The 17,536-nt window shown below is 45.0% G+C and carries 15 protein-coding genes; 10 read left to right on the top strand and 5 right to left on the bottom strand.

Going from position 1 to position 17,536, the window contains the following annotated elements; genetic code table 11:
- The first annotated feature begins 137 nt into the window (after positions 1–137).
- Positions 138–2,366 (top strand): MMPL family transporter, encoded by a 2,229-nt coding sequence (locus tag NSU15_RS29005; protein WP_042131429.1) that lies wholly within the window; start codon positions 138–140, stop codon positions 2,364–2,366.
- Between the two features lie 117 nt (positions 2,367–2,483).
- On the opposite strand, the gene NSU15_RS29000 is transcribed toward NSU15_RS29005, so the two are convergent.
- From NSU15_RS29000 to NSU15_RS28990, 3 genes are all read right to left on the bottom strand, one after another.
- On the bottom strand, positions 2,484–2,801 hold the full coding sequence (locus tag NSU15_RS29000; protein WP_042131428.1) for an antibiotic biosynthesis monooxygenase: 318 nt from the start codon (positions 2,799–2,801) through the stop codon (positions 2,484–2,486).
- Between the two features lie 598 nt (positions 2,802–3,399).
- Positions 3,400–4,119 carry a 3-ketoacyl-ACP reductase gene (locus NSU15_RS28995; protein WP_042131427.1) on the bottom strand — a complete coding sequence of 240 codons (720 nt, stop codon included), beginning with the start codon at positions 4,117–4,119 and terminating at the stop codon, positions 3,400–3,402.
- Between the two features lie 189 nt (positions 4,120–4,308).
- Positions 4,309–5,856 (bottom strand): FAD-dependent oxidoreductase, encoded by a 1,548-nt coding sequence (locus NSU15_RS28990; protein ID WP_339288429.1) that lies wholly within the window; start codon positions 5,854–5,856, stop codon positions 4,309–4,311.
- Between the two features lie 157 nt (positions 5,857–6,013).
- Between NSU15_RS28990 and NSU15_RS28985 the strand changes: the two genes are divergently transcribed.
- The 4 genes from NSU15_RS28985 to NSU15_RS28970 all read left to right on the top strand — a co-directional run bounded on the left by NSU15_RS28985 (position 6,014) and on the right by NSU15_RS28970 (position 10,053).
- Positions 6,014–7,372: a spore germination protein gene (locus NSU15_RS28985; protein WP_339288427.1), complete on the top strand. Its 1,359-nt coding sequence runs from the start codon at positions 6,014–6,016 to the stop codon at positions 7,370–7,372.
- Positions 7,372–8,472: a GerAB/ArcD/ProY family transporter gene (locus NSU15_RS28980; RefSeq protein WP_339288425.1), complete on the top strand. Its 1,101-nt coding sequence runs from the start codon at positions 7,372–7,374 to the stop codon at positions 8,470–8,472. Before NSU15_RS28985 ends, NSU15_RS28980 begins: the two co-directional genes overlap by 1 nt.
- Positions 8,469–9,566, top strand: coding sequence for a Ger(x)C family spore germination protein (locus tag NSU15_RS28975; protein ID WP_339288423.1), 1,098 nt, complete (start codon positions 8,469–8,471; stop codon positions 9,564–9,566). The genes NSU15_RS28980 and NSU15_RS28975 overlap by 4 nt, the downstream gene beginning before the upstream one ends.
- 91 nt (positions 9,567–9,657) lie before the next feature.
- Positions 9,658–10,053: a transcriptional repressor gene (locus NSU15_RS28970; RefSeq protein WP_042131422.1), complete on the top strand. Its 396-nt coding sequence runs from the start codon at positions 9,658–9,660 to the stop codon at positions 10,051–10,053.
- A 118-nt stretch (positions 10,054–10,171) separates the two neighbouring features.
- Here NSU15_RS28970 and NSU15_RS28965 read toward each other — a convergent pair whose 3' ends face one another.
- On the bottom strand, positions 10,172–10,693 hold the full coding sequence (locus NSU15_RS28965) for a hypothetical protein (protein ID WP_339288421.1): 522 nt from the start codon (positions 10,691–10,693) through the stop codon (positions 10,172–10,174).
- 3 nt (positions 10,694–10,696) lie between these two features.
- The gene (locus tag NSU15_RS28960; protein WP_339288419.1) at positions 10,697–11,314 is read right to left on the bottom strand and encodes a TetR/AcrR family transcriptional regulator; all 618 of its coding nucleotides are present in this window, start codon (positions 11,312–11,314) and stop codon (positions 10,697–10,699) included.
- Between the two features lie 298 nt (positions 11,315–11,612).
- Here NSU15_RS28960 and NSU15_RS28955 point away from each other — a divergent pair, with 298 nt between their 5' ends.
- The 5 genes from NSU15_RS28955 to NSU15_RS28935 all read left to right on the top strand — a co-directional run bounded on the left by NSU15_RS28955 (position 11,613) and on the right by NSU15_RS28935 (position 17,490).
- Positions 11,613–13,598, top strand: a complete 1,986-nt coding sequence (locus NSU15_RS28955) for a methyl-accepting chemotaxis protein (RefSeq protein WP_339288417.1) — start codon at positions 11,613–11,615, stop codon at positions 13,596–13,598.
- 121 nt (positions 13,599–13,719) lie between these two features.
- On the top strand, positions 13,720–14,532 hold the full coding sequence (locus NSU15_RS28950; protein ID WP_339288416.1) for a uroporphyrinogen-III synthase: 813 nt from the start codon (positions 13,720–13,722) through the stop codon (positions 14,530–14,532).
- Positions 14,533–14,738: 206 nt separating this feature from the next.
- Entirely contained in the window at positions 14,739–15,377 is a 639-nt protein-coding gene (locus NSU15_RS28945; protein WP_076118984.1) for a ThuA domain-containing protein, read from the top strand.
- Positions 15,378–15,474: 97 nt separating this feature from the next.
- Positions 15,475–15,822 carry a phasin family protein gene (locus NSU15_RS28940; protein WP_042131416.1) on the top strand — a complete coding sequence of 116 codons (348 nt, stop codon included), beginning with the start codon at positions 15,475–15,477 and terminating at the stop codon, positions 15,820–15,822.
- A complete protein-coding gene (locus NSU15_RS28935; RefSeq protein ID WP_076118985.1) occupies positions 15,823–17,490 on the top strand; it encodes an AarF/ABC1/UbiB kinase family protein in 1,668 nt (555 codons plus the stop codon).
- Positions 17,491–17,536: the final 46 nt, after the last annotated feature.

Here is a 17,536-nt window from a genome sequence, read left to right as displayed (position 1 = left end):
GGGTATTTTATATGTGGTGGGATCTCTTAAGGCAGCGTTCATAATAAAAAAAGGTTTGATTAAAAATTTAAGGATAGGTATGATAGAATCAAAAATGACCCGCGGCTCATTTTTGAGGCTGCACGATAAAAGAGAGGATGAAGGGAATGTCAGGCTACGGTAAATGGGTGGCAGGAAAAAAGACGAAATGGATTACTCTTCTCGTATGGATAGTGCTAGTAGGTGCACTTACCCTATTATGGCCTGCAGTGAATTCTCAAGTTGCTAATAATGCGCCCAATCTCCCAGATGATGCACAATCAATACAGGCAACAGCCATTGCAGAACAAGAATTTCCAAGTGGAAGCGGAGTACCTGCATTGCTCGTATGGCATAGAGAAGGTGGGCTTTCGCAAGACGATTTAGTACATATCACTGCTGTATACAACAAGTTGGAGCAGCAACCGTTACCCCATCAGAACTTTGTTCCCCCACTAGGGAAGCTGCCGCCGCAGGCACTGCAAGCCTCATTATCTGAGGATCTTAGTACACTGGTAACCCCGGTGCTTTTTGATAAAACGGCAGATAGTGATCAGCTCGGTGAAGCTGTGACAGAAATGAAGAAGATCATAAACACAGAGACGGGTGGAGACCCCTCCGCAGCTAAGGTAGATGGAAAAGACCTGAGTTTACGTGTTACGGGTCCAGTGGGCATCTCTATAGATGCTTCAGGCCTGTTTCAGAACGCTGACGTTTCCTTGTTAATTGCTACGGTTATGCTTGTGCTGGTGTTCTTATTAGTGATTTATCGTTCGCCGATCTTGGCGTTTATTCCACTTATTGCAGTTGGATTCGCTTATGGTGTAACTAGTCCGATTCTTGGAAAAATGGCGCAAGAAGGCTGGATCACCGTAGATTCGCAGGCAGTCTCCATCATGACGGTTCTGTTGTTCGGTGCGGGTACGGATTATTGTTTATTCCTGATCTCGCGATTCCGTCAGCTTCTGAAGATAGAGCAAAGCAAAAGTCGTGCCCTGCTTCGTTCCATTACCGATGCTTCAGGGGCTATCGCTATGAGTGGCTTCACTGTCGTGCTCGCGCTGTTTGCGTTATTGCTGGCTAAGTATGGAGCTTATCATCGCTTTGCAATACCGTTCAGCGTGTCGATTTTCATTATGGGGATTGCTAGCTTAACGCTTGTACCTGCACTGTTGGCAATCTTCGGGCGGACCTCGTTCTTCCCATTCATTCCGCGTACTCCGCAAATGGAGGTTGAACGGGCCAAGGCTAAAGGCAAACCTGCTCCAGAACCAAAAGTCTCCCATAAAAAAGGGATTGGCGGATTTGTAGTTTCCAGGCCTTGGGCTATCGTAGGCGTGACCGTTATCGGACTAGGGATTCTGGCTTCGTTCTCTAGTGGAATCAAATTCACGTATGATATCCTTTCTTCTTTTCCTAAAAATATGGAGTCCCGCGAAGGGTTTGATCTCATCGGTAAGCAGTTTTCCCCGGGAGAACTAGCTCCTGCTAAGCTGATTATTGATACTAAGGGGCAAGCAAGTGGAGAGGATCTCAAAGTCATTCTCGGAGGGCTCACCTATGTGGACACGGTTTCCGACGCTCAGCAGGGTGCTGTGAACAAGGATATTCTGGGTTTCGATCTCGAATTTAAGAACAATCCTTATTCACTTGAAGCGATGGGGCATATTCCAGCCCTTCTAGCAACGGCAGAGCAAGCGCTGATTGATGTAGGGGTTGAGAATCCTGCGGATCATGTTTGGGTAAGCGGTCAGACAGCAACTCAGTATGATACCAAAAAAATCGGAGATCGTGATACGGATCTGATTATCCCTGTGGTCATTGGGCTGATCACCTTGCTGTTATTGATATATCTGCGTTCCATAGTGGCAACCATTTATCTGGTTGGAACGGTCATTCTCTCCTTCTTCTCTGCACTTGGCTTAGGCTGGATTATTATTCACTATGTGATGGGGGCAGATGCCATTCAGGGAGCGATCCCGCTTTATTCTTTTGTATTCCTGGTGGCACTTGGAGAAGATTACAACATCTTTATGATCTCGAATATTTGGAAAAAGCGTAAAACCATGCCGCTTAAGCAGGCGATCGCAGAAGGTGTAAATGAGACTAGCTCGGTAATTACCTCGGCGGGCCTCATTCTGGCAGGTACTTTTGCTGTATTAGCTAGCTTACCGATTCAGGTGCTTGTGCAATTTGGTATCATTACCGCTCTAGGTATTCTGCTTGATACCTTCGTAGTTCGTCCGTTCCTTGTGCCAGCTATTACGACACTTTTTGGTCGATGGGCATTCTGGCCGGGGAAACATCAAGAGGTGGAGGAAGCTCTCCCTCGTGGTAGTGAGCAATAAGCAACACACTGTAAAAACAAACAGGGATGCCTCAAAGCCATATTGGCTCAGGGCATCCCTGTTTTTATTGTCGTGGCAGTCGAACTTATATTCATTGTACGATTCGGCCTACATCACTTAATTGCTGGTGCCGGGTGTTCGGCTGATCATCAGCTTATATTTGTCGATTGATGCTCCAAGAATGGCTTCATTTCCACCAGCACCACGGTGTGATTGACGGAAGGAGTCGCTGGAGGTCCAGCCTTTAAATGCTTCCTCGTTCTCCCACATGGTGCAGATCTTTAGTTCCTCAACACCTTCTTTGGCACTTCCTTGCCAAACCTCCATGCGTACGAAACCTGGCATATCCTGTACACCGTTATTTCCTCCGAAACGTTGAGCAATGGCTTCACCATGACCTTCTTTAACCTTAATGGTATTTGTTACTACCAGCATATTAGATAAACCTCCGTTCAGCAGTGTGATATACATATATAAATATTAGATTGAATATTTAATTGCACTAAAAGTTCTGGTTCGTTAGAAATGAAGCGATAAGTGTATTCTATGCAACTAAATAAGATGAATCTGGGAAATGGTCGAGCATTATTTGCTTTTAGTTGCACAGAGTGCAATTAAAGTGTAACGGATCCTTTAATTACGCTGAATAGATGTATATAGTGCAACTATTGTTATTCGAGCGCCAAGTAGTGTTCAGAGCCGAAGCGCCCAGCGTAACTACAAGCACACAACATTATTATTAGAACCAACGAATAAATAAGTACCTCTAAACTCCAGTTGCCCAATCTGGCGCTAAAGTAACCATCTCTTGCCCCAAAAATGGAGTTTGATTGCAGAATGTGCAACAGAACAGCCTGAAAACAGTCTACATTAGGCATTCTATCGCACAAAGTGCAATCAGAGTATAGAGAAGAGCAGACCAAAGGGATTGACTGGCACAAGGACACCCAATCCGCTCTACTGCTCCTCTCCCATGAGCATTCTCCTGCAAAAAGCCGCAATCAGAGCCTGGTGCAAAACCAGCCAGTCCTTTTTATTGCGGGTTAGTGGTCCAGAGTCCTGCTGTTTTTAGGAAGACACGATCCGGCAGCTTCAAGGCTGTTAACGCCAATTCAGCTACATCCTCAGGCTGCATCATGCGATCTTCGTCACCGATTTTAAGTCCAGCGTTGGAAGCTAGTCCAGTGTTAACAGTACTTGGAGTCAAAGCTACGACGCGGATGTTGTGCTTACGCACCTCTTGCGCGAGGGCTTCGGTCATGCCCATCAGTGCAAACTTGGATGCGCAGTAAGCTGAGCCAGTCGCGAAGCCGCGCTCTCCGGCTGTAGACGAGATGTTGATGATATTCCCGCCATTTTTCTCAATCATAGCTGGCAGTGCAGCGCGAGTTACATAATAGGTGCCGTAAAGATTGACTTGGATATGACTTTCCCAATCGGCAGGGTCCATTTCTACCAAAGTACCGAATTTCGCAATTCCGGCATTATTGATTAATGCGTCAAATGTTCCTAGCTCATTTTGCAGGTAAGCAACTGCTCGTTCAGCTTCTTCGCGTACAGCGATATCCGCAACGGCAATACTAACTTTAACGTCGTATACTTCCGTTAGGGCTGATTTTAACGCTTCGAGATCGCCTGAAGTTCTGGAGATCAGGCCCAAGTTAGCACCTTCCTTAGCTAGTGCCATGGCTAAGGCTTTACCGATTCCTTTGCCTGCACCAGTAATCACAACACTCTTTCCTCTCAAATCCATCTCTAACGTCACGCTCCTTTAAACATTTTTGAAGCTTATGCTTCATTCATGTCCTATTATACCTGAATGCTATAGGGCATTTACAATCGTCCCAAGAAAACAAATTGAAAACTTTCATGTAAAGAGATGCGATTTTTCGTGATTGTACAGATTTTCCGTGAACATAGCATTTTCACGAACGAAGTGAATTTATTCGTAAAGCTTCGTCAGCGGAACCGATGCAGGTCCCTCTAAAACTTCTCCATCGAAGGAGAAGCGGGAACCGTGGCAAGGGCAATCCCAAGAACGGTCACCGTCGTTCCATTCGCATTCACAGCCCATGTGAGTGCAGGTTCTGTCCACCAGATGAAGTTTCCCCTCTGGATCTTTGTAGGCGCCGACCCGTTTGCCGTCGTGGAAGACAACGGCCCCTTCGTCTGCCTTCAAATCGCTAGTCTTTTTATGGACAATTTCAACTTTACCTGCTACTAGCTCTTTGGCCACATTAGCATTTTGGACGATGAAGCTCTTTATGCTGGCGCCAGCTTTGAAGCGGGATGGATCGTACAACTCCGTATATGGATTATCTTTGTGCTGAATCTGATCCGAGATGATTTGAGCGGACAAGGTACCGCTTGTCATACCCCATTTTCCGAATCCGGTCGCGATATAAATCTCTTCGTTGTCCGAAATCTTACCGATGTAAGGGACCTTGTCCAGCGTAATTAAATCCTGTGCTGACCAGCGGTAAGGGATCGATTTGATGCCCAGCAAGTGGCCTGCGAACAGTTCCAAATTCTCATAATGACCTATCGTGCAGATACCTTGGCCTGTCTTATGATTCTCCCCACCAACGATAACCAGATTACGTCCTTCCCACTCCACAGCACGCAGAGAACGGGTGGGTTCGCTGGCGCTTAAATACATTCCGCCCTCGAAATCCGTTTCGGGCTGGATCGCCAGGCAGTAGGAACGTTCAGCATGCAGTCGCGAGAAATATAACGAACCTCCATCGTAGAAGGGGAAATGAGAAGCCGACACGGCGTAACGGCAGTTGATCCGATAGTCGTTTTTTTCCGTAAAAAGCGTAAGTGTATCGTTCTTCTCCACTTTGTCCGCCATCATCGTATGCTCATAGATCACGCCACCTTTTTCCACGATAACCTTTAACAAGGCTTTCAGATATTGCAGGGGGTGAAAGCGAGCTTGTCCTGGTAATTTAATCGCACCGCTCGCCATCAGAGGGATAGAGACGTTATCCAGCCATTCACCGGGCAGGCCCAATTGTTCATAGGCTTTATACTCATCCTTCAGTTCTTTAAGCGTTTTATGATCATCAGCATCTGCGTACAAATAAGCCGCTTCGCGTTTCAGACCGCAAGACAGTTCAAGTTCTTCCGCCGTTTGTAAGATCCAGTTCATAGCCTCATGGTTAGATCGATAATAGAGGCGGGCCTTCTCTTCCCCGAAATGCTTGATCAAATGATGATAGATTAATCCGTGCTGAGCGGAGATTTTGGCGCTTGTAAAACCCGTAGTGCCACTGAGGATTTCCCCTGCCTCTAAGAGCGTGACTTTATATCCTGCTTTGCTTAAGAGATAGGCTGTTGTAATTCCTGTAATCCCACCGCCTACCACTGCGACATCTGTAGAAATATCATCAGTCAGCTTTGGAAAAGCCGGCAAATCCGTAGTGTCTCTCCATAATGATTCTGGAAATTGCGGGAGACCTTGCGTTATTTTGCGGTGTGAATCCATCTTAGTATCCCTCCATCTGTACAATCCTCATTTCATTTATTACCACAGTCCCGTTAAAAGAAACTCTGTATTCACATGTACAGTGCATGAATTCAGAGAAATAGTGCCAAAATAAGGTGGCATCCGGAAGGTACAGGATAAATAGGAGGGATGATCCATGTCAGTACAACAGGACAAGCACGATGTTTCTCTGGAGTGGATCAAGGGTCAGCTGGACGGCTTCGCCGATTTAATTGATAGAACGCTCGTTGCACCTTTTGGACAAGTCAACCTGCTATATATCAAAAGCGTCACAGATGCGCAGACGCTCAGTCGCCACGTAATTTCGTCGTTCTATGAGATGGGGAGTATTGACGGGTACCTTAATTACATTACGACATATCCGGGCACTGAGGAGGCAACTACGAGAGAAAAGGGAATCGAGCTTTTGCTTGGCGGATATGTTCTTCTAAGGATAAATAATGTGATCTGTTTCTTCGATGCTTTAAGTGCGGAGATTAGTGGTGTTAGTGAAACTTCAGCAGAAAGTATTTCACAGGGTCCCTCAGATGCACTGACGGAGGATATTGCGGTGAATCTGAACATGATCCGCCGGCGCTATCAATCCACTAATCTCAAAATGGAAACCATGGTCATCGGCGAAGTCTCCAAAACAAAGGTGGCCATCCTATACGACATCAGTCGTGTTGATCATAATGTATTAGCGGAATTAAGGGAGAAGATGAATACCCTAAAGGTTGATATTTTACAGGCTACGGGAGAACTTGAGAAGTTTATAAGCAGTGATAAATTGCGAATACTCCCTAAGTCTATTATTACTGAAAGACCTGATAGAGTTGTGTTTAATTTGTCTGAAGGAAAAGTAGCGATACTCCTGGATACAACGGGATATGCGATAGTGTTGCCTTCCATATTTAATGATTTCTTTACATCCATGGATGATAAAATCCAATTTCCTATCGTGGGCCGTTTCTTAAAGCTGCTCCGAATTATCGGTGTGTGCATGACGTTGTGGCTGCCTGCGATCTATGTAACTCTGACCTCGTATAATCCCGAGATTGTTCGTGTGCAGGTTGCACTGCTTATTTCTGGTAGCCGCGCCACTGTGCCTTATCCATCTTTTGTGGAAGTGCTCTTAATGCTTATGATGATGGAATTTCTGACCGAGGCGAGTTTACGGCTTCCCAAGGCGATTGGGCCAACGGCCACGACGGTAGGAGGTCTAATTTTGGGTCAAGCGGCTACAGCGGCAGGGCTTGTAGGTAACATTATGATTATATTGGTCTCTGCTGTTGCCATATCTAACTTCCTGATCCCGCTAAATATGATGAGCTTGTCGATCCGTGTGTTGAAGTATATTTTTCTTATCGCTGCCGCTATTTTAGGGATGGTTGGTGTAGTAGTCTGTGTGGTGGGGTTCGCGATGTATTTATGCAAACAGCGCAGCTTTGGACAACCGTATTTCAGATTGTTTTTTCTAGATAACCTTGGGAAGAAGAAGGGCGGGGAGCATTGATGGCCAAAAGCCGTTATTTCTACTGTCTTTTTCTGATGAACAGCTTGATCAACATCATTAATTTTGTTCCAAGGGAACTAATAGACAGACGGTTTGGTGGTGCTTTGATATCCATACTAATCGGAACGATCTTTGGCACTTTGTTTGTCTACGTATTTACTACAATGATTGCTAAATTTCCCGGGAAGGGATTTCCGGAAATATTTTATTCTTTGTTACCCAAGAGATTAGCCCAAACCTTATTAATCCTTTTTGCTGGTTTATGGTGTGTGGCTGGGGCAGTTACACTGCTTTCTTTTGTAGATATCACGCTGCGGTTTATCAGTCCGGATTCGAATCCCTATACTGTTGTGATCAGTTTTTTAGTCTTGGTCTGCATCTGCTGTCGCTTTGATTCTCTATCAATCTTGTATGGGCTTGAAATTATTCTCTGCGTAGCCCTACCGTTAATTATTTATGGCCTCGTAAAAGCGTTGCTCAATCCGGACTTCAATTGGGATTCTGTTCTACAGATCACTACATACATCTGGCATAAGCCGGACCTAATGAGCCTTTCGGCGGCTACCTTTTCGTTTAGTGGTTACCTAAACCTCGCCATATTTAATCGGGTATTTCATGGGGTTAAGCTGAGGCATGTCTGGATTTTAGGGGGAGAGGGGCTGCTTGTATTGCTCTTGACTTTCTTAGTTCCCATTGGTTATTTCGGTACAGTTGCTATTGATAGACACGTGTATACGTGGTTCTCGACGGCCGACAGTATTCGGATGGAATACTTTATTATTGAACGAATGTTGTTTATTTTTTATTTTGCCTATTTGAGTTTATCTCTGGTGAGTGTAATCGTTCATTGGCATGGAGGCCTAGAGCTTTTTAAAGGTGCCATTTCATCTGTAAAAAAAAAATCCCCAAAAGCAGTGCAATGGAAAGAGTGGTGCATCCTATGCTTGTTCAGCGGGATGGTTCTGTCCTTAATGGGGCTAGATCAATATGAACTTAACATGTTTGGTGCCTGGTTTCTGCAAATTCGCTGGTTTGGTGAGATGTTCATCATCGCTGTGCTGTTTTATTGTTATCGCAAAGTTAGGAGGAGAAATCTGTGAGAAGAGTATTAGCTGGAATTGCGATTACCTTACTTCTCCTTCTTTCTGGCTGCGACTTTAAAGAGATTGATTTGCGGATTTTCGTGCTGGCGATTGGCGTTGACCAAGGTGCAGATGAAGGGAGCTTTAAAATTAGCTTAAAGCTCGCCATTCCTCAGGGGGATGTTACCAAGATTGATGAGAAGATGCAGATCTTGACTGAGGAGTCCCCAAGCATTTCTGAAGCGCTTCGTAGAATGAAATCCAGAGTGGAAAAGGAGCTTGATTACTCCCATTGTAAATCAATTATTCTGGGGGAGGGGGTTGCCCGTAAAGATATTCTACATGTTATGGACTGGGCAGTAAGGCGTAGAGATATCCAGCTTATTCTCAATTTTGCAATAGGGCGTCCGGAAGCACTTCAAGTGCTGAAGGTGAGACCCGAGTCGGAGCGGATTCCATCGAATTCTCTTATTCTGGCTATGAGTGGACAAGGAACTGAATCTCCATTTATTTCTAGTGTATATTCCTATCAGCTGATGAGAAATATTTTTGAAGAGGGGATTGACCCGGTCCTGCCGATTATCGAGACTAAAGGGGATAAGGAGTTCTTAATTGATAAAATTGCTCTACTGAATGATGAAAAAATCAAAATGGTTCTTACGCCAAACGAAACCCGGATATATAATCTGCTGTCACGCTCGAACCTGCGAACCAACTTACCCGCCCACTTCGAGGGGATTATGTATCAGTACTACACAGAGAGATCATCATCAGATTACAAGATCCTGACACCTGAGCAGGGGAAAGCTACTATTCGTTATCATATTAAGATAAAAGGTATTCTCGAAGAGAGTAGCAGTCCGGATTTGGTAACTCATAGTATGCTGGAGAAAGTTGCAGTTGCTGGGGGGAAAGAGCTGGAAGAGGATATCCTAGCGCTGTTGACAAAAATACAAGCTAGCGGCTTGGATCCTTTTGGATGGGGTCTGCATTATGGAGCAAGGCATTTTAATAATGACACAGAATTGGAAGTCTGGAAGAGGCTCTATGCTGGGCTCGATTTTCAGGTCAAAGCTGACGTTAACATTAAATACTCTGGATTGATTAAGTAACTGAGAAAGTAATGCGTGGATAAAAGTGGGATTGACGTTCCTACATTCACGATTTATACTTGATCTAAAAACAAGTTAGAGGATGATAGCAATGAAAAGTCTAAATTTGACTTCCCAACGTCAGGCCGTTTACGATATCGTCCTTAATTCACATGACCATCCCACTGCTGCGGAAGTAATGAACCGGCTAGTAGAACAAGGTCATAGCTTAGCATACGGTACTGTATATAACTCTCTTCGTTATCTTTCAGATAAACAAATGATTCGTGAGCTTAAGCTTGGTGAGGCTGCCAGCAGATATGATGCCCGCATGGATGATCATCAGCATATCATTTGCGAGGTTTGCGGTGCGGTTGATGAGGTAATGAACCAAGTTCCACGAGACTGGATGAACACAGTGGCGAAGGATACAGGATATACAATTGGTCATGCTCATGTGGTATTCGGAGGCGTCTGCCCGAACTGCAAGAACAAGAACGTGAACTAAAATAGAAGAGGCTGATTCTTAAGTTTATGACCTAAGAATCAGCCTCTTTTAGTTAATTCTGCTCACGGTGGGTGATTCGTTTTTACCAAAGTAAAAGTAATCATCTACCTCTCTTAAATCAGCGTCTAAATAGCTTGGTATATTGGGGGGATATTTTTCTAGTAAAAAGAAAAATATTAAGCAGAGCAATGCAACCAAACACCATTCGAATTGGAACTTCGGGAATCCCTAAACCTGTTACAATCCCGTTGATATCTCCACCGCCGCCTATAAAAGAGGACAAAATGGATATGTAAATCGGATCGAGTAACAGAAAACAAGCTGTTATATAATACATCGATATGATAAAACCTTTAGTTCTAAGCTTAAGGATCTGAGGAGTTAGTACGTAAAGAAGATACCCGATTAAAATGGTAACAATACTACTGATCCCTGAGAAAATCGCAAGCCGATATCCCAATAATTCCCCGTCCGTTGTGACAATTTGAACACCCCATAATCCGACGATACGTATTCTTTCAAATACATCGTAGCAGAGAGCAAGAATCAGATGTGCACCTTCATGAATTACATAATAGACGATAATCGTTATAAATATTGCTGTCCATTTCTTCAGATTAGAATTTGCCCGTTGTTTCATCGTCTACTCCTCCTCCCTTACTCGACTATAAATCTGGAAGAAAACTTTAATATGACTTTTGACTAATTCTAAAGCTTCGTCCGCCTTCTCTATCTGACCATCATAACGGAACAACAGCAGGAAGATTGGTGAGTAGAAGTGCAATGCCATAATGTCTGAATTGCTTTGGATCAGCGTTCCATCCAATTGCATTTGACGGAACACTTCCGACTGATAGCGTAAGGTCTTATCAATGAACATCTCCCGAAAGAGCTGGCTCATATTTGGATTTCTATATTGCTCGATCGTCATCATTTTGCGGAATCGGGACATAATCTCATCATTTAAATAAAAAGAAAAGATGCTACTGTATACCTCCTGTATCTGATCACTCACACTCCAATTAACTTTTACATCATTACCTACATATGATTCCGATAAATTTTTCTGCAACTTCTGAATCCGTTCAGCAGCTACTTGAACTACTGTATCAAAAATATCCTGTTTATTTTTGTAATGCTTGTATAATGCACTTTCACGAATCCCTACAGCCCCAGCAATTTCACGTACAGATACAGAGCCGTATCCACGATTCGAAAATAACGCTAATGCTTCATATAGAATCTTTTCTTTAGTAGTCATTTAGAAATCCTCTCCCCTTAAAGCAAACTGGTGAACAGTTGTTAACCTAATTATAGTGAACGATCGTTCACCTGTCAAAAATAAAATGCTTCATATTTCGTACATCTTGACGGTGATTTATTGATTACTTTAAATAATCTTTTTTTTGTTGCGTTTATATGACAATTCATAAAAATAATGAGAAAAATGAAGAAAGATAGGAGGAAAATCGGTTCCAAAGTAGGATATATAATTATATATTTAGTCTGGTAAATAGGTCCTACTTTAAGACTCGAAGAGAGAGAGCGTGATGACATTTATGAACAAAAAAACAGGTATGAGTATCCGAGCCAAGTTAATTCTTACATACCTATTAGTTCTGCTGTTGCCCAGTATCATTATCGGCTGGCGAACCTATCAATCTGCTAGCCATGAAGTGGAAGATCAACTGGTGAGCAATGCTACCGAAAGTGTTGTAGCAGTAAATGAAATCATCAACTCGAATATTCAATCCAAAATAGATGCTGTTTCTTATTTTGCCGCTGAGTTCACTGATGAAGGGACCAACAGTGAGGTAACTGGAGGGGCAGCAGCTTCTATGAAGAACAGATTAAAGGAATACGCTGTATTACATCCTGATGTGTTAGATATTTATGTTAGTACAAGCAAGGGGCAATCCATCCACGCTTCGGAAGCCAAACTGCCCGAAGGCTACGATCCCAGGCAGGAGAGTGCCTACATTAATTCTCTGAAGCACGGGAATGGTGTTGTGATTTCCCCGGCCTTTCAAACCGTAAATCAAGAAACGGCGATTGCGATCTCAACGGTTCTTAAGAGCGGTAACGGGGTGGTAACCTTGAATCTCAATCTATCTGCCTTAGGCGATTTGACTTCGACTAAGGTTGGCAAGGAAGGATACATTATTATCCTTGATAACAGCAAGAAATATCTTGTTCATCCAACAGAGGCGATTGGACAGGAGTCATCCGATGATTTTATAAAGAGAATGTTTGAGGAAGATCAAGGTACTTTTGATTATGTCTATAAGGGTACACACAAAAAGATGATGTTTACGGTGAATGAGCTTACGGGCTGGAGAATCGGAGGTACGATAAGCGTAGATGAAGTGACATCGGCAACGAGCGGAATTCGCAATACAGCGCTGCTTGTTATTATAGTTTCCGTTTTGCTTGCGCTGATCATGATCTATTTTAATATTCAATCTATTCTGCGGCCGCTCCTCCGGCTGAGGAAAGCAACTGCAGTGATAGCGAAAGGTGATTTGTCCGAAGACATTAGGGGGTTCCGCAAAGATGAAATTGGCATGCTTGCCGAGAACTTTCAATTAATGGTGCTCAGCTTGCGGGAGATGATCATCGGCGTACAGGAGATGACGAGCAATGTATCCTCTTCAGCCGAAGAACTAACCGCTAGTGCAGAGCAGAATGCCCAAACGATTGAGTCGATGACGATAGCGATCCAGGAGGTAGCAGCAGGTACGGAACAGCAGGTGATCAGTGTACGAAAAGGAATGGAAAGTACAGCGGCGACGACAAGCGAAGTGGATCATATTTCCGTATATATGGAGCAGGTGTCTGCGATGATGGACAAGACTTCGCTCTCTGCTTCAGAAGGAAATGATTCGGTCATTAGCGTGGTGGATAAGATCAATGGTATTCATAGAACGGTGGGAGAGCTTGGCAGTGTAATCGACAGGCTGAATGAAAGAACGGATCAAATTGAGGGCATTGTCAGCGTCATCACAGGGATTGCCCGTCAGACCAACCTGTTAGCTCTCAATGCTTCCATTGAGGCGGCCAGAGCTGGAGAGCATGGCCGTGGATTTGCCGTTGTTGCTGCCGAGGTACGTAAGCTGGCAGAGGAGTCTGAGAGATCAGCGCATCTAATTGCAGAGCAGATTATTGCCATTAATAGTGAAATGAAGCTGGTGACCCATACAATGGAGGATACAAAGCAGCGCGTAACCGAAGGAATTGAGGCCGTAGATACTTCTGGACGTTCTTTCTCCCGTATCCGTAGAGCAGTTAAGAGTGCCGCGGAGAAGATTGAGTCGATGGGCGGTGCGGTACAGACCTTATTGGTGGAGTCAAATCATATGGAGAAGGCAATTGGAGAGATTCGCGGCATCTCTGAAGAGGCGGCTGTGAATACAGAGACCATCGCAACGGCAGCACAAGAGCAGCTTGCTTCTGTTGAAGAGATGGCGTCTTCGTCTACCGACCTTAGTCGTCTTGCGGAGGAACTGCAAAAGCTTGTGAGTACCTTTAAGATACACTCCTCCTAGTAAAAATATATATTTCGGATAGGATAACGATGGTTTTATCTTCCCTTTTGCAGTCCTTTCCAAGTATACTGATAAACAATAATGCTGGATTAGGCAACGGAGAGAGGAGAGATAATAGTACATGGCAGAGCAACTGAAAGGGTTCACGGTCGCCTTGGCGGGACCGCGTAAATCAGAAGAAATGGCCAAGCTGGTCCAAAATATGGGGGGGACGGCATTATATCGACCTGCCCAAGGTACTGTATTTCTTGATGATGAGGCATTGGAGGAAGGCTTGAATTCATGGATCAGCCATCCACCTTACTTGGTGATCCTTACTACAGGCATGGGACTGGACGCTCTCTTCGAAACGGCTGAACGCCTGAACATCGCCGATCGCTTTTTAGAAGTACTTTCTGGTTCTATTATTGCTGCACGGGGTTATAAGACAGTGAATGCTTTGAAAAAAAGAGGGCTTACGCCAGAGTTTCGCGACGACGACGGAAGTACGATCGGACTGATTCGTGGGCTTCAATCCCTGGATTTGCAGGGCAAGGAGGTCGTTCTGCAGCTGCACGGTGATCCAGCTCCTCGTATGCTCGCATGGCTGCAGGAGGCAGGGGCAAATACCCGCCAAGTGCTGCCGTATCGGCATACTCCACCAGAGCCGGGGGAGCTTGACAAGCTGCTTATTGAGATTATAGAAGGCAAGATTGATGCCGTGGCTTTTACGAGTGCGCCGCAGTTTCGTTTTCTCTCTCAATTTGCTCGGGAAAAGGGCAAGCTGGAAGAGATGCTGAAGTCTTTTGAGGATAAGGTACTTGCCGTTTCTGTAGGGCGTATTACCTCTGAAGCCCTTAAGGAAGAGGGCGTACAGCGTATCATTATGCCCGAGCATGAACGGATGGGGAGCATGATTGTAGAGCTGGGCAAATATGTGGCAGCGAATCGCTAGACCATTTTGTGCGGCAGCCTTACAAGATTGGTGTTACCACACAGAAGCATTCCCTCCGGGTTCACTGGGTGGGGATGCTTTTTTTCCCGGAAGATGATGTCTTAAGAGTAGTAAACCTGCCATCTGCATGGACATTCGCAGCAGTTTTCCTTAGAATATAGGCAACATGTGATGAATAATAACAATGAATAAGGAGGAGGATCCCCATGGACAAAAGAAAATGTCTATTACTTGGTGATTACACCCATCCCCGTTTCCATCCACTTCAAGGAGTGGACCAACAAATTAGTGAGATTTTAAATGATTTATTAACCGTTCAGTGTTCGGAGAATAAAAAATTGATGCGCATTGAGCATCTGGCAAGTTATGACTTATGTATAGCCTACAACGAATTGTGGAATGAAACTGTATCGCCTCAGCAAACCGCTGGCTTACTCAGCTATGTGAGCGGTGGTGGAGGACTGATTGTTCTTCATACAGGTGCTTCCTTGACAAAGCGTAACGAGCTGGCTCAGCTGATTGGCGGCCGCTTTAACGGCCACTCCGCTTACGAGCCGATGAATTTCAAGGTGCTGGAGCATGACATTACTGAGGGCGTTGAAGACTTCCAGCTGGATGAAGAGCCATATCATTTTGAATTTGACCCGTTTACGGAGCGGACCATTCTACTTCAGTATGAATCAGAGGATGGATGGTTGCCTGCTGCATGGTGCCACAGCTATGGCTTAGGACGAGTAGTATTTCTTATGCCTGGTCACCATGAGCCATCCTTCCGTCACCCGGCATTACGCAAATTAATCTTGCAGGCGGCTACTTGGGCTGCCCGTATTCCGGTAAATAATTAAGGCGATGTCCCGGCTTTTTGAAATATGCACACAGTGAGGTATACTTTAATCATCAACTCCGTTTGTAATGAAACGGAATCTTTGGGAGGAAAGTACTATGAGTGATTTGTTTAAAAAAGCGATCTCTTTAGGAGTGGGCCTCACCATTGTTAGTAAGGAAAAAGTAGAAAAGGTTGTTGAAGAACTAGTGAAGCGTGGGGAGCTTGCTCCTTCGGAGTCTAAGGCCCTCGTTGATCGGCTGATTGAACGCGGCGAGGAAGAGCGAGGCATGCTCAAGTCTGTTGTACAAGAGCAAGTACAACGCGTGTTGAAGGAAATGAAGGTTCCTGTACAAAGTGATATTGACGAGCTGGAAGGCCGAATTGCTGTATTGGAGCGTCGATTGGCCGAGCTAGAGGGGATTTCCCATCTAGAAGGAACATCGGCGGAAACGCGTACGGACTAAATGGCAGTACGTATTAGACATGCCGGACGATACCGGTCCATAGCCATGGCGCTTATGCACCATGGTTTTGGTTATATGGTGGAGGAGCTGGGGCTCTATCATTTATTATCCCTTCCACGCCGTCTTGTAACACAAGAAGCACATACAAGTCTTACGCTCGGGGAGCGGATTCGGCTAGTACTGGAGGATTTGGGTCCAACCTTTATAAAGCTTGGACAACTTGCCAGTACCCGTTCAGATCTGCTGCCTGATTCTATTATTCAAGAATTGGTAAAACTACAGGATAATGTGCCCCCGTTCCCTGTGGAACGCGTGCGCACGATTGTGGAGCATGAGCTGGATCAACGGATGGATGAAATCTTTAATTCCTTTGAGGATACGCCTCTTGCGGCTGCGTCAATCGGTCAAGTGCATAGAGCTGTTCTTCACAGTGGGCAGGTCGTGGCTGTTAAGGTTCAGCGCCCTGGCATTCTGCGAACGATGAGCAGGGATTTGGAAATTCTCAAAGATCTAAGCGCGCTTGCTGAGAAGCAGTTAGGCTGGGCAAGGCAATATCAGTTATCCCGTATGGTAGAGGAGTTCTCGAAATCGCTTCTTGGCGAGCTGGATTATAGCCAAGAAGGGCGTAATGCAGAGAAAATTGCTCAACAGATGGATTATGATGGAGTGTACATCCCGGATATCTATTGGGATTATACGTCAACGCGGGTACTTACGATGGAATATGTAGTAGGGATTACGCTGAGTCGTCGTGATGAGCTGCTGAGTAACGGAGTTAAGCTTAAGGTTATCGCTCAGCAGCTCGTGGAAATGATGCTAAGACAAATCTTCATTCATGGTTTTTTCCATGCGGATCCTCATCCAGGAAATGTTATACGGATGGCGGATGGGAAGCTGGCTTTGATTGATTTTGGCATGATGGGGCGACTGAACGAAGAAATGAAAGAACAGCTGTCTGCGCTTGTCATCGCACTGATGCGCAAGAATACGGATGCTATGGTCCGGGCAATCCTGCGTCTCGGAGTCATCCCTGAGGATGCTGATCGGGCGGCGCTCCATAATGATATGGATCGACTTCGCGATGAGTATTATGATGTTCCATTCAGTAAGATGAGCATAGGTAAAGCGCTAAATGATCTGTTTGGCATCGCTCGCAAGCATCGATTAATCCTTCCCCCTGATCTAACGATGCTCGGCAAGACGATGCTGACGCTTGAAGGTGTCATTAGCAACTTGGATCCAACGATCAGCATTCTAGAGATGGCAGAGCCTTTTGGACGGGAACTTGTGAAGCAGCGCTTCAGCGGTCCCCGATTGCAGCGCAAGCTCCTCGGAGGCGTAGCTGATTTAACGGAAAGTCTGCTGGAGCTTCCTGGGCAGGCTAAGCAGCTATCTGCTCTAATTACTAAGGGAAAGCTAAAGGTAGAGATTGTGGCACCTGAGCTCGAGCATTTGGAGCGAAAGCTGGACCGGGTCGGGAATCGCTTAGCATTTAGTATTGTGATGCTTGCGTTCAGTATCATCATGGTTGGACTCATTATTGGGACTGCGATGCGCGGTCAGCCTTCAGTGTTATGGAATTTCCCTACAGTGGAGATTGGCGGCGTAGTGGCGCTTCTGATGTTTTTATGGTTGATCTTTGCGATTTTTAAATCGGGAAGGTTCTAACCTGCAACTACAGGATAGAATAATTATTATTCTGCAGTTTCACACA

Source organism: Paenibacillus sp. FSL E2-0201 (genome assembly GCF_037963325.1).
Classification (GTDB): Bacteria; Bacillota; Bacilli; order Paenibacillales; family Paenibacillaceae; genus Paenibacillus_AQ.
Note: the sequence above shows the minus strand (reverse complement) of the source record. Positions and strands in the feature narration are given on the sequence as shown.

Bases quoted from the DNA above. Each gene is read 5' to 3' on its own strand.
- NSU15_RS28960 (WP_339288419.1), bottom strand. From the start codon at position 11,314: ATGACTACTAAAGAAAAGATTCTATATGAAGCATTAGCGTTATTTTCG.
- NSU15_RS29005 (WP_042131429.1), top strand. From the start codon at position 138: ATGAAGGGAATGTCAGGCTACGGTAAATGGGTGGCAGGAAAAAAGACG.
- NSU15_RS28950 (WP_339288416.1), top strand. From the start codon at position 13,720: ATGGCAGAGCAACTGAAAGGGTTCACGGTCGCCTTGGCGGGACCGCGT.
- NSU15_RS28970 (WP_042131422.1), top strand. From the start codon at position 9,658: ATGAAAAGTCTAAATTTGACTTCCCAACGTCAGGCCGTTTACGATATC.
- NSU15_RS28940 (WP_042131416.1), top strand. From the start codon at position 15,475: ATGAGTGATTTGTTTAAAAAAGCGATCTCTTTAGGAGTGGGCCTCACC.
- NSU15_RS28965 (WP_339288421.1), bottom strand. From the start codon at position 10,693: ATGAAACAACGGGCAAATTCTAATCTGAAGAAATGGACAGCAATATTT.
- NSU15_RS28945 (WP_076118984.1), top strand. From the start codon at position 14,739: ATGGACAAAAGAAAATGTCTATTACTTGGTGATTACACCCATCCCCGT.
- NSU15_RS28935 (WP_076118985.1), top strand. From the start codon at position 15,823: ATGGCAGTACGTATTAGACATGCCGGACGATACCGGTCCATAGCCATG.
- NSU15_RS28985 (WP_339288427.1), top strand. From the start codon at position 6,014: ATGTCAGTACAACAGGACAAGCACGATGTTTCTCTGGAGTGGATCAAG.
- NSU15_RS28995 (WP_042131427.1), bottom strand. From the start codon at position 4,119: ATGGATTTGAGAGGAAAGAGTGTTGTGATTACTGGTGCAGGCAAAGGA.
- NSU15_RS28980 (WP_339288425.1), top strand. From the start codon at position 7,372: ATGGCCAAAAGCCGTTATTTCTACTGTCTTTTTCTGATGAACAGCTTG.
- NSU15_RS28955 (WP_339288417.1), top strand. From the start codon at position 11,613: ATGAACAAAAAAACAGGTATGAGTATCCGAGCCAAGTTAATTCTTACA.
- NSU15_RS28990 (WP_339288429.1), bottom strand. From the start codon at position 5,856: ATGGATTCACACCGCAAAATAACGCAAGGTCTCCCGCAATTTCCAGAA.
- NSU15_RS29000 (WP_042131428.1), bottom strand. From the start codon at position 2,801: ATGCTGGTAGTAACAAATACCATTAAGGTTAAAGAAGGTCATGGTGAA.